Source organism: Citrobacter sp. wls714 (genome assembly GCF_005281025.1).
Lineage (GTDB): Bacteria > Pseudomonadota > Gammaproteobacteria > Enterobacterales > Enterobacteriaceae > Citrobacter > Citrobacter werkmanii.
The window spans coordinates 103862-115985 of record NZ_SZWZ01000064.1 but is presented as its reverse complement, the minus strand read 5'-3'; the positions used below and the strand labels follow the sequence as shown (position 1 = coordinate 115985).

Annotated in this window: 13 protein-coding genes; 7 read left to right on the top strand and 6 right to left on the bottom strand. The window is 52.0% G+C overall.

What is annotated here, in order from left to right:
* Positions 1-48 precede the first annotated feature (48 nt).
* From FDX11_RS13880 to ydhT, 5 genes are all read left to right on the top strand, one after another.
* On the top strand, positions 49-2151 hold the full coding sequence (locus tag FDX11_RS13880) for an aldehyde ferredoxin oxidoreductase (protein WP_137398094.1): 2103 nt from the start codon (positions 49-51) through the stop codon (positions 2149-2151).
* Between the two features lie 10 nt (positions 2152-2161).
* Entirely contained in the window at positions 2162-2827 is a 666-nt protein-coding gene (locus tag FDX11_RS13875) for a YdhW family putative oxidoreductase system protein (protein WP_042308733.1), read from the top strand.
* 64 nt (positions 2828-2891) lie between these two features.
* Positions 2892-3560, top strand: a complete 669-nt coding sequence (locus tag FDX11_RS13870) for a 4Fe-4S dicluster domain-containing protein (protein ID WP_042308731.1) — start codon at positions 2892-2894, stop codon at positions 3558-3560.
* Positions 3557-4342 (top strand): thiosulfate reductase cytochrome B subunit, encoded by a 786-nt coding sequence (gene phsC / locus FDX11_RS13865; RefSeq protein WP_137349831.1) that lies wholly within the window; start codon positions 3557-3559, stop codon positions 4340-4342. Before FDX11_RS13870 ends, phsC begins: the two co-directional genes overlap by 4 nt.
* A 3-nt stretch (positions 4343-4345) precedes the next feature.
* On the top strand, positions 4346-5158 hold the full coding sequence (gene ydhT, locus FDX11_RS13860) for a protein YdhT (RefSeq protein ID WP_137349830.1): 813 nt from the start codon (positions 4346-4348) through the stop codon (positions 5156-5158).
* A gap of 9 nt (positions 5159-5167) precedes the next feature.
* Here the strand turns inward: ydhT and FDX11_RS13855 are convergent, their stop codons facing one another.
* The 4 genes from FDX11_RS13855 to FDX11_RS13840 are packed head-to-tail and all read right to left on the bottom strand — an operon-like array spanning position 5168 to position 8273.
* The gene (locus FDX11_RS13855; protein ID WP_061381430.1) at positions 5168-5845 is read right to left on the bottom strand and encodes an amino acid ABC transporter permease; all 678 of its coding nucleotides are present in this window, start codon (positions 5843-5845) and stop codon (positions 5168-5170) included.
* Complete coding sequence (locus FDX11_RS13850; protein ID WP_137349829.1) at positions 5835-6620, bottom strand: amino acid ABC transporter permease; 786 nt, start codon at positions 6618-6620, stop codon at positions 5835-5837. Before FDX11_RS13850 ends, FDX11_RS13855 begins: the two co-directional genes overlap by 11 nt.
* Positions 6620-7438: an amino acid ABC transporter ATP-binding protein gene (locus FDX11_RS13845; protein ID WP_137349828.1), complete on the bottom strand. Its 819-nt coding sequence runs from the start codon at positions 7436-7438 to the stop codon at positions 6620-6622. The genes FDX11_RS13850 and FDX11_RS13845 overlap by 1 nt, the downstream gene beginning before the upstream one ends.
* A gap of 1 nt (position 7439) precedes the next feature.
* Entirely contained in the window at positions 7440-8273 is an 834-nt protein-coding gene (locus FDX11_RS13840) for an ABC transporter substrate-binding protein (protein ID WP_061381427.1), read from the bottom strand.
* 212 nt (positions 8274-8485) lie between these two features.
* Here FDX11_RS13840 and FDX11_RS13835 point away from each other — a divergent pair, with 212 nt between their 5' ends.
* Positions 8486-9379: a LysR family transcriptional regulator gene (locus tag FDX11_RS13835; RefSeq protein WP_042308719.1), complete on the top strand. Its 894-nt coding sequence runs from the start codon at positions 8486-8488 to the stop codon at positions 9377-9379.
* A gap of 53 nt (positions 9380-9432) precedes the next feature.
* Here the strand turns inward: FDX11_RS13835 and FDX11_RS13830 are convergent, their stop codons facing one another.
* The gene (locus FDX11_RS13830) at positions 9433-9573 is read right to left on the bottom strand and encodes a hypothetical protein (protein ID WP_003832695.1); all 141 of its coding nucleotides are present in this window, start codon (positions 9571-9573) and stop codon (positions 9433-9435) included.
* 332 nt (positions 9574-9905) lie between these two features.
* Between FDX11_RS13830 and FDX11_RS13825 the strand changes: the two genes are divergently transcribed.
* A complete protein-coding gene (locus tag FDX11_RS13825) occupies positions 9906-11387 on the top strand; it encodes an APC family permease (protein WP_042308718.1) in 1482 nt (493 codons plus the stop codon).
* A gap of 19 nt (positions 11388-11406) precedes the next feature.
* Here the strand turns inward: FDX11_RS13825 and FDX11_RS13820 are convergent, their stop codons facing one another.
* Positions 11407-12105, bottom strand: coding sequence for a cache domain-containing protein (locus tag FDX11_RS13820; protein ID WP_042308717.1), 699 nt, complete (start codon positions 12103-12105; stop codon positions 11407-11409).
* Positions 12106-12124 lie beyond the last annotated feature (19 nt).

The following is a 12124-nucleotide window of genomic DNA, read 5'->3' as shown; positions in this document are numbered from 1 at the left end:
GCTGCCTGACGGGTATATCTATTAAACCTTCTTGCAAAGGAAAACATGATGGCTAATGGTTGGACAGGTAATATTTTACGGATCAATCTCACCACGGGTAATATCACCCATGAAGATTCCAGTAAATTTAAGAAATTTATCGGTGGGATGGGCTTTGGGTATAAAATTATGTACGACGAAGTCCCGCCAGGCACCATGCCTTTTGATGAAGGGAATAAACTGGTTTTCGCCACCGGGCCATTAACCGGCTCGGGCGCACCCTGTAGCTCCCGCGTCAATATCACCTCCTTGTCATCATTTACCAAAGGTAATTTAGTCGTAGATGCCCACATGGGCGGTTTCTTCGCCGCACAGATGAAATTTGCCGGTTATGACGCCATTATTATCGAAGGTAAGTCCGCGTCACCTGTTTGGATCAATATTAAAGACGATAAGGTCAGCATCGAAAAAGCCGATTTCCTGTGGGGCAAGGGCACGCGCGCCACAACCGAAGAGATTTGCCGCATTACCAGCCCTGAGACTTGCGTCGCCGCGATTGGCCAGGCGGGGGAAAATCTGGTACCGCTCTCCTGCATGATCAACAGCCGCAACCACAGCGGCGGCGCCGGTACTGGCGCGGTGATGGGCTCGAAAAATCTGAAGGCTATTGCGGTAGAAGGGACCAAAGGGGTCAATATCGCCGACCGCAAAGAGATGAAGCGGCTCAATGACTATATGATGACCGAGCTTATCGGCGCCAACAACAACCACGTTGTACCAAGCACCCCGCAGGCTTGGGCAGAATACTCTTCGCCAAACTCGCGCTGGACGGCCCGCAAGGGACTGTTCTGGGGAGCGGCGGAAGGAGGGCCAATCGAAACGGGTGAAATCCCGCCGGGCAACCAGAATACCGTCGGTTTCCGTACCTATAAATCCGTGTTCGATCTCGGACCTGCCGCTGAGAAATACACGGTAAAAATGAGCGGCTGCCATTCATGCCCCATTCGTTGTATGTCACAGCTCAATGTCCCGCGGGTGAAAGATTTTGGCGTACCGAGTACCGGTGGCAACACCTGCGTGGCGAACTTTGTGCACACCACCATTTTCCCCAATGGCCCGAAAGATTTTGACGATAAAGACGATGGGCGGGTGGTGGGAAACCTGATTGGTCTGAACCTGTTCGACGATTATGGCATCTGGTGTAACTACGGGCAGTTGCACCGTGATTTTACTTATTGCTACTCAAAAGGCGTTTTTAAGCGCGTACTGCCGGCGGAAGAGTACGCGGAGATCCGCTGGGATCAACTGGAAGCGGGCGATCCTAATTTTATTAAGGATTTTTACTATCGGCTGGCGCATCGCGTGGGGGAACTCAGCCACCTTGCAGACGGATCATATGCCATTGCTGAACGCTGGGATTTGGGCGAAGAGTACTGGGGTTATGCCAAAAACAAACTGTGGTCGCCGTTTGGTTTTCCTGTCCACCACGCTAACGAGGCTTCAGCACAGGTTGGGGCGATCACCAACTGTATGTTTAACCGTGACTGCATGACGCATACCCATATTAACTTCATCGGTTCCGGTTTGCCGCTGAAATTACAGCGCGAAGTGGCGGGCGAACTGTTTGGTTCGCAGGATGCATACGACGAAACCAAAAACTACACCCCGATCAATGCCGCGAAGATCAAATATGCCAAATGGACGTTGCTGAAAGTCTGTTTGCATAACGCGGTCACGCTATGCAACTGGGTCTGGCCGATGACGGTTTCGCCGCTCAAGAGCCGTAATTATCGCGGAGATTTGGATCTGGAAGCGAAATTCTTCCAGGCAGTTACTGGCGATGAAACCACGCAGGCGAGTCTGGATCTGGCCGCTGAACGTATCTTTACCCTGCATCGCGCCTATACGGTCAAACTGATGCAAACCAAAGATATGCGCAATGAGCATGATCTCATCTGCTCCTGGGTGTTTGATAAAGATCCGAAGATCCCGGTCTTCACCGAGGGGACCGACAAGATGGACCGGGAGGACATGCGCCTGTCACTGACGATGTTCTATCAGGAAATGGGCTGGGATCCGGAGCTGGGCTGCCCTACGCGCGAAACGCTGAATCGACTAGGACTTGAGGATGTGGCAGCCGATCTGGCGGCACAAGATCTGTTGCCAGCGTAAGGAACGCGAGATGACTAACGTGAGCAACGTTCAGGCACCCATTGAGGCGTTTCCTGATGAGGTAGATAGCCAAAAGAGACACTGGCTGCAGGCGCTACAGCTGCCTGCAGAACAGGTGAACGCGACGCAGGTTCAGGAACCTGCCAGCCCGGAGTCGATAGTGGCGGAGTTTATCCGCCAGCATTCAGCAGCGGGTCAATTGGTGGCACGCAGTGCCTTCCTGCAGCCACCGTATTCGGTTCCTGAAACCGACCTTACCGTGTTGCTGGATACCCTGTGTCACGGTGCGAATGGGGCGGATATTACCTGTGTGCACGGCGCTGAAGAGGCATATTTCTTTTCAACGCAAACCATGACGGCAAACTACGCCAGCATGTGTGTGCAGGTGGTGGAAAACGACATCTGTCGCGCGATTGCCGAGGCGGTACGCTTCGACTGTCAAACGTATCCGCGTCCCTATAAGGTCGCGATGTTGACGCAACCGCCGTATAGCTTTGAATCTCAGCAGGTTGCAGCGGCGCTCTCGGCAATGGAAACGCACCCGGATTACGCAGATATACGCACTGTGGAATCGTCAAATGCGGAGCCTTATTTGTTTAGCGAACGTTTTATGAGTTATGGCAAAGCGTACGGCCTGTGCGAATGGTTTGAGGTTGAGCAGTATCAGAACCCCTGAATTCTTCAGGTTGATGTCATGGAATGTGTGGACGACCACTGTCACAGCATTAGAGGATAACCCGATGTCCTTCACCCGACGTAAATTTGTCATTGGCATGGGGACGGTGATTTTTTTTACCGGCCCAGGTCAAAGTTTGTTAGCAAGTCCCAGGAGCACTAAAGGCGTTCGTTATGTCATGATCCACGACGAATCTCTGTGTAACGGCTGTAATATTTGCGCCCGCGCATGCAGGAAAACCAATCATGTTCCTGACCAGGGCAGCCGTTTGTCGATAGCGCATATTCCGGTTTCGGATAACGACAACGAAACGCTGTATCACTATTTTCGTCAGTCCTGCCAGCATTGTGATGATGCGCCCTGTATCGAGGTCTGTCCAACCGGCGCCTCCTGGCGAGATGAGAATGGCATTGTGCGGGTAGATACGTCTTCGTGTATCGGCTGCAGTTACTGCATAGGCGCGTGCCCTTATCAGGTACGCTATCTCAATCCGCGCACCAAAGTGGCTGATAAATGCGACTTTTGCGCTGAATCACGTCTGGCGAAAGGTTTCCCTCCGATCTGTGTTAACGCCTGCCCGGAACACGCGCTGATTTTTGGTCGTGAAGATAGCCCGGAGATTCAGACCTGGCTGCGGGAAAACAAGTATTACGAGTATCAACTTGCAGGCGCCGGGAAACCCCATCTGTATCGTCGGTTCGGTCAACATTTGATTAAAAAGGAAAATGTATGAACGCGTCGCAGAATGCCGAACAGTTTCACGCCCAGCTTGCGCAATATGTCCCTATGTTTTCACCTGACTACTGGCCTGTGTGGTTGGTCATCGCCGGATTAATGCTGGTGGGAATGTGGCTGGTGCTGGCGCTACACGCCATGCTGCGCTTTCGTGCCGCGCATAAAGCGTCGGCAGGGCACGGTGAGAAGGTCTACTTATACTCGAAGGCCGTTCGTTTGTGGCACTGGTCGAATGCGCTGCTGTTTCTGCTTCTTCTGGTGAGTGGACTCGTCAATCACTTCTCGGCCGTCAGCGCGTCGGTGATGAAAAGCCTGCTTACCGTACACGAGGTCTGTGGCTTTTTGCTGCTCGCCTGTTGGATTGGTTTTGTCCTGATCAACCTGATTGGCGGCAACGGACATCACTATATTATTCAGCGCCAGGGTTGGATCGGACGAGCGCAAAGACAAACGCGTTTTTACCTGTTTGGCATTATGCAGGGAGAGTCACATCCATTCCCGGCATCGCCACGTTCGAAATTCAATCCGCTACAGCAGGCGGCCTATGTTGGCGTGATGTATGGTTTGCTGCCGCTGTTATTGATATCGGGTCTGTTATCGCTCTATCCGGCGGTAGTCGGCGATCTGTTCCCGGGCGTGCGTTACTGGTTGTTACAGGCGCACTTTGCGTTGGCAATAGTCAGTCTGTTTTTCATTTTTGGGCATCTGTATCTTTGCACTACGGGGCGCACGCCGGGCGAAACCTTCAAGTGCATGGTGGATGGCTATCACCGGCATTAAGCGATGATGATTACGCGTGATGACTTACGGGCCTGGCGCGTTGGGCCCGTAATGTATCGCTGGTTTCTACGTACTTTTCCCGCCGGGGGAAGTTATGCCGATGTACATCGTGCGCTCCAGCGGGAAGGGTACATCGACTGGGCAAATAGTCTGGTGGAATATGGTTGGTCAAAATGGCGGGAAGAGGAGAGTTTTGTCCGGCAGGATATCCGGGCGATGGGAAATATTTCCCGCGTGCAAACGGTGGGGGAAACAGGTAGGCCGCTGGCGAGTGCGGAAGATAATGTCAGCTTTGGCTGTGCGGATGATAACGTTAAAATCGCCAGCGCCGGCTATGCCGCACAGATTGCCAGTGCAGGTTACAGCGTACGTATAGGCAGCGTAGGCTATAACGCGCATATCGGCAGCTCAGGCGATCGCGGACGAATTGCGGTCGCGGGAAATTCAGCGCGTATCAGTAGCGTGGGCGACGGGACGCGTATCGCCAGTACCGGCATGCGTGTACGCATCAGTGCACTGGGTGACAGAAACCGTATTGCCTGCAGCGGTGATTTAACCCAGCTAGCCTGTTTCGGCGCGGAATCGAAAATCGCCAATTGTGCAGATAATATCCATATTATTGCCAGTGGAGAGAACGCCGTTGTTGCCAGTACTGGCAATGTCGATTCGATAATACTCGGTCCTGGCGGATGCGCGGCGCTGGCCTATCATGATGGCAAAAGAATGCGTTTTGCGCTTGCGGTTGAAGGCGAAAATAATATTCGGGCTGGCGTGAAATATCGGCTCAACGAAGACCACCAGTTCGTGGAATGTTGAGCCTTGAGGTCATTTTAGCGCGAACCGTCGCTGGGTGATTTTTTCCAGGCTAAAGCACAGCAGGTAATAGACCAGTCCGGTAAAGATAAAAATGGCTGCCGGATAGATTTGCACCCGGCTATTAACCTGACCGGCAACCGTCGTGAGTTCTGGCACATTGACAATAAACGCCAGCGACGTGTCCTTCAGTAGTCCAATAAAAATCCCTGTCAATGACGGCATAGTGTTGCGCAGCACTTGCGGCAACAAAATAAGCCACAGGGCCTGGTATGGGCGAAAACCCTGCACTACTGCCGCTTCATATTGCCCGCCAGGTAACGCGCTAATTCCGGCATACACCGAGTGCATCACCGAGGCGGCAGTGAACCATGCCAGTGCTAACGTCACGGTAACTGCGCCAGGCAGATCGCTTCCTGTCAGCATGGGGAGCAAATACCACATCCAGAAAATCACAAAGATTAACGGAATGCCGCGAATAAACTCGGCCCAGATAAACAGTCCTTTGCGAACCGCGCCCGGAAAACGCCAGGCGCAGCAGGCAAGAACTATCCCCCCGGGCAGTGCCAGCAATGCCGCGCCGATGGCCATCAGCAAAGTAAGTAGCACGCCGCCGGGTTGGCCTTCGGTCACGCGTCCCCACAGGAGATAGTCCAGATTGTCAGTAATGACCGAAATATTAGCGATCATGTGGGATGCTCCTGAAACTTAATGGACGCGTTCTTATCCTGAACTGTTTACCTGACGCAGATTTCGGACCAAGACGCGTAAGCAGCATGCCTAGCACGATGCCGATAAACAGATAGAGGGCTGTTCCAACGGCAAAGGCTTCCAGTGCATGCGCGTTATAGCTCTCAATTTGCCGCACCTGATAGGTCAACTCTGCAAATCCAATACCGCTGGCAAGCGAGGAGAGTTTCATCAGGTTGAGATATTGCCCAACGATCGGCTGCCATGCGTTCGCCAGCCCTTGGGGAAGGAGAATGTGACGAAAAACCGCCCAGGCGGAAAAGCCCTGAGCAATGGCCGCCTCGCGTTGTCCGGCAGAAACCGCCTGCAAACCAGAGGCAATCTCCTCGACCAAAAAGGCTGAAGTAAAAACACCCAGCCCCCAGGCAGAACAAAGAAACTCCGGCGTTAACCACCAGACGTCACCCGGCAGAACTGACCATGGGTGTTCAGCATTAATAAAGGTAATCACGTCACGGGGTAGCCAATTCCATGCGGCGAAATACCAGAACATCAGTTGCACCAGTAAAGGCGTGTTGCGAAACACTGAGACCCACATGCCGACCACCGCGGTGGCAATGCGATTGCCTGTCAAACGTAAGCCGAGTAGTAGGAGAGCAAAGAGAGTGGCAAGCGCGACGCCTGCCAGCGTCACCCATAGCGTGGTGAGAAAACCGGAAATTATCCATTGTAGAGGTTGCCCGCTCAGCACCCCCTGCCAGTCCATTAGATGCATTATAACGGTAACTCCTGGTGTAACGGGTCGAGCACTTTTTTCAGGAAACGCTGGGTTCTGGGATGTTGTGGGCGGGTGAAGAAATCCTCCGGCGAGGCGACCTCCAGTATATCGCCGCCATCAATGAATACCACACGATCGGCAATCTCACGGGCGAAGTGCATTTCATGAGTCACGACGATCATCGTGATACCGCTGTGAGCCAGATTTTTCATCACTTGTAACACTTCGCCGATCATTTCTGGATCCAGCGCGGAGGTGGGTTCATCAAACAAAATGATTTGTGGCGATGAAGCCAGTGCGCGGGCAATGGCAACGCGCTGTTGCTGCCCGCCGGATAACTGAGCGGCATAGGCATCGGCTTTCTCGATCAGTCCTACTTGATCCAGTAATTCGAGTGCCCGGCCTTTTGCTTCCGCCTTGTTCCAGCCGTGAACATATTCCAGTGCCAGCGCAATGTTTTGCAGCGCGGTCAGATGCGAATAGAGATTGAATTGCTGAAATACGAAACCAATACGGCTGCGTAACTGGCGTAGTGCCGCCCCGCGCAACTGACTAATTGGTTTACCATCAATGAAAATTTCGCCACCGCTGAGCGACTCAAGCTGGTTGATAAGACGTATAAGAGTGGATTTTCCAGAGCCAGAGGGACCCAAAATGGTCACCACTTCACCAGGTTCAACTGCCAGGCTGACACCGTTAAGTACGGTATGAGCGTCATACTGTTTAAGCACATTGTGCAGTTTGACGCTTGCCTGACCCAATTGGGTAGAATCCGCAGCCGAAGCTGCGGAACGATGAAAAAGAGCTGAGAGCATATTACTTGGCTTCTATTTTAAAGGCGCGGGGCTGCGGGTTTTTGGTTTCAGGGCCGAACCACACATCATAAATTTTTGCCGCCTGACCGGTAGACTCCAGCTTCAAGAGTTCATCGTTGACGGCTTTTAACAGCGCGGGTTCGCCTTTTTTTACCCCCACGCCGATCTCTTCTTTACTCAGCAGGTCCGGCAAAATTTTGAAATCTGCTTTATCCGGCGCACCGCTTAACAAGCCCGCCAGAATTGTGCTGTCCTGGGTGATGGCCTGCACATTACCGTTGCGTAATGCGGTTAATGCCAGGGGAATATCGTCATAGGCCAGTACGCGCGACTGCGGGAAGCGCTGATGTAACGCCTGCTCACCGGTAGTCCCTTTTACCGCACCGATTCGCGCTTTGCCGTATTCATCGAGCTTGTCCGGAGATTTTGCCGGTACAAGGAACTGCTGGCCGGTGACAAAATAGGGCACGGAGAAATCGATCACCTGTGCGCGCTCAGGTGTGATCGTGATATCCGCTACGATTAAATCGGCTTTACCGGATTGTAATAACGGAATACGGTTGGCCGGATTGGTGGCTACCAACTCCAGTTTTACCCCCAGGGATTTGGCCAGCGCTTCGGCAAAATCGACGTCGTAGCCGACAATCTTATGCGTTTTTGCATCAACTGAACCGAACGGCGGATTGGCGTCGAATGTCGCCACTTTGACTACGCCTGCGGCTTTGATATCGGCCAATTGGTCGGCCTGAGCCTGCGAAACGCTAATGCCAGAGGCCAGTAGCACGCTGAGTGCCAGAAGTGTTTTTTTAGCGCTGTGAATTTTCGTTGCCATCATTGTATGAAATCCCTGTAGTTTTTGGTTTGTGCTTTTTACGCTCCCATAACTTACGATTCAGACAAAATAAGAAAAAATTCTTATCTATATACAAAATGTTATTAGTGAAGGGGGGGAGATCAGGAGTGATGTGCGCGAACGTTCACAAACGCTACGTGATTACCCTCATGACCTGTACCATAGGTCAATAAAGTTAAGGGCTGGGGACAAGCATGCTGCGTGATAATTTTAACGATCTTTATTATCTCATTATCGTCGCCCGCGAGCGGAGTTTTACGCGGGCTGCGGCAAAGCTCGGGGTCTCGCAGTCAGCGTTAAGCCATGCGATACGTGGACTCGAAGAGCGGCTGGATGTCCGACTCCTTACCCGCACCACGCGCAGCGTCGCGCCGACTGAAGCCGGAGAACGGCTCATCAACAGTATCAGTCCGCGTTTTGATGACATTGAAACGGAACTACTGGCATTAACCGACATCCGTCAGCGGGTGGCGGGTAACATTCGCCTTACTTTGGGTGAACATGCGTTGCAATCGACCGTCTGGCCCGCGCTGGCGCCTTTTTTGCAGGCTTATCCTGAAGTGAAAGTGGAAATGACCCTCGACAACAGCCTGACGGATATTGTGGCTGGCCGTTATGACGCGGGTATTCGTCTCGGCGAGCAGGTGGCAAAAGATATGGTTGCTGTCAGAATTGGCCCGGACTGGCGCATGGTGGTGGTCGGTTCACCCGCTTATTTTGCCCGCCATGGTAAACCACTCACCCCACACGATCTGCAAAACCATAACTGCATCAACATGCGCATGCCGACGTTGGGCGGGCTATATGCCTGGGAATTTAGCAAAGGCGGACAAGATTTGCGCGTGCGGGTTGAAGGGCAGCTTATTTTTAACAATCTCCCCCCGCGGATTAGCGCGGCGATTGCCGGGATGGGGCTGGCATTTGTGCCGGAAGACACTGTCGAACAGGCGGTGACTGACGGTGCGCTGGAAAAAGTGCTGGAGGACTGGTGCGAACCTTTCCAGGGCTATTATATGTACTACCCCAGCCGCAGGCAGCACACCGCCGCTTTTGCCAAATTGATTGAGGCTTTACGGTATACGGGCTGAAATGGGAAGGGTTAACAGGCGATAAAAAAACCGGCATTGCGCCGGTTCGGAAATCAGATTTTGCAGGCGTCGCCGCAGTCATTATCAGCAATAATTTCCTGCGCTTTCTTATCTGCATCTTCCAGACGTTCAGCATTACGCTCTTGCGCTTCTTCCAGTCCATCAAAGACCAGATTATCGAGATCAATTTCCATCATTCACCTGCTCAGGTTCAGCGTTTAACATCACACTATTATATTGCAAAAATGTTGCTTAACAGCAGCGATTATTGCTACTTAGCCCCGAACTTAAATCAGATGCGCATATTTTTCCGGCAGCGTGGCCCACAGATGGCGGCTGCGAAGAGCTGTTGGTCATAAATACCGCTAAACGCCAGCGCGTTCTACCGTTTTATCTCTACTTTTTCATTAACGTGATGCGCGATCATTTTTAACAAATGCGTGACAAAATCACTATACATATAACTTAATATCTTTTATACATTAATTGTTCAACCCTGCGACTATTCCACAAAAGAGAAAGATATATGGAACAGACACCTGATAAGAAAAACGATAATTTTCAAAAAGATGGCAAAGAACAGTTCAATCGCTCAATCGGTTTAATTTCTAACTTCGCGTTGGGTTTTACCTACCTTTCGCCGCTCACTGCCGTCTATTCGCTGTTTGCGCTGGCCGTAACGCTGGCGGGGCCGCCCGCAGTATGGTGGATCTTAATCGTCGCATGTGGCCAGCTTTTAGTGGCGTTGGTGTTTGGTGAGGTCGCTTCCCAGTATCCGATAACTGGTGGACTGTATCCCTGGGCGAGAAGATTATGGGGCAAGAAATATGCCTGGATTGCCGCCTGGATTTACCTGTGGGCGCTGGTGGTCACCATTACGTCAATTGCGGAATATACCTCGACGTTTGTTGAGTCGCTGTTCCACTATGGTCAAACGCCTGCCACCATGTTGCTGACATCTGTCCTGCTACTGCTGTTGATGATGGCTGTTAATATGTCCGGGACCAAAAACCTGGCCAGGGTCGCCAAAATTGGCTTCTGGTGTGAAATTGTCAGCGTGATTGCGCTGGGAATTTATCTGCTGATCTTTCACCGTTCTCAGCCTTTCTCCGTCATCTTCGACTCGATGGGCGTGCTTGCTCAGGACGGAAGCTACTCCACCGCGTTTATGTCCGCCGCGCTGATGGGGCTGTTTATGTTCTTTGGCTTTGAAGCCTGCGGTAACGTAGCGGAAGAGGTGCAGAACCCGAGCAAAAAGATCCCGGTCGCGATGATTTTAAGCATCGTATTTGGTGCGATTTCCGCCATCATTTCCGTGATGGGTTATCTGCTGGCTTCACCGAATCTGGTCAGTATCGTGAATGGTAAAACGTCCGATCCAATCCCCGCCATTCTCAATGAAGCCTTGGGGGAAACAGGCGCAACTATCTTTATCATCGTCGCGATTGTGGCGATGTTATCGTGCATTTTGTCTCTACAGGCTGCGTTAAGTCGTCTCATTTTTTCTTTCTCCCGCGACAGAATGCTGCCGGGAAGTGAATGGATGTCCAAAATCTCGAAAAACGGCGTTCCGGATAATGCGATGGTCGTCAGTTGCCTACTGCCGGTGATCATCTGCGTTTGGGTCTATTTCCAGCCAGACAACCTGTCGCGTATTACCGCGTTTGCCGTAATCGGTATCTATATCTCGTTCCAGATGGTCGTGCTTGCTGCATTACGTCAGCGTCTGAAGGGCTGGAAACCGGCCGGGGAGTGGACCATTGGCGGTTGGGGCGTGATTGTAAACGTACTGGCCTTAGCCTATGGATTATGTGGGATCTGGTTGCTGGCTCAACCGGCAGATAGCAGCGACTTCATTGACCGTTGGACAGTGCTGTTCGGACTGGCGATTGTCGTTGGGTCGGGGCTTATCTATATGTTCCTGACCCGACCGTTTGGGCGCTCTGCGGCGCCGGAAAATGATGCTATTGCTTACGCCAATAAGCTCAATATGGGGCAGGATAACTAAAACAAGGGCCTTCGGGCCCTTAGTTTTGATAGTGATAAAGGATAAAGTAGTCGCTCTGATATACCACGGTGCTGTTGGCGGGTGACAGTAACTCCCCCACGCGAAAGCGAGGCCAACTGGAGAAGATAATCCTGTTTTCCAGATTGGTCAGTATGACGTAGTCAGGATGAGCGCAGGAGAGCAGTTCGGCTTCGATTTGGCTGACCAGCAGATCGACGGCGGCGACGCCAAGGAACTGATCGTTGTAGTAGACCGGCACTGCCGAAGTCAGGGTATAGGAGATATTGCAGATATAATCGACGTACGGGCCGTGGATATAAGCTTTCCCTGCCGGTGGCGAATGTTTAAACCACTCGAAGGTTCTGAAATCCAGTCGTTGCTGCGTGGCCTGATCCAAATCGAGGTGAGCCTGGCTCAAACCATTATCTTTCTTATACCACCACTCCAAAAGCCAATACTCTTTGGTGGTGGTAGTGCTCTCTATATGGCTGGCAAATCCGGCTCCAGAGCAGTAATGGTTGTCATTGAGCGTGCGCTTAATATGCCCTTGAACGGTGGATCTCACAGAGGGATCGAGGACAACCTCGGCTGAAGCTTTCTGTATTCCGGCAATCGCCTCATGGATGCTCCTCGCCAGCGCCACGGTAGAATCTACGGTAGAGACGGTAATATCATCAATTTTATGGATTAATGCGCTTAAGGATGTCGAAGAGCTCATTGTCTGTCCTGCCTTCACG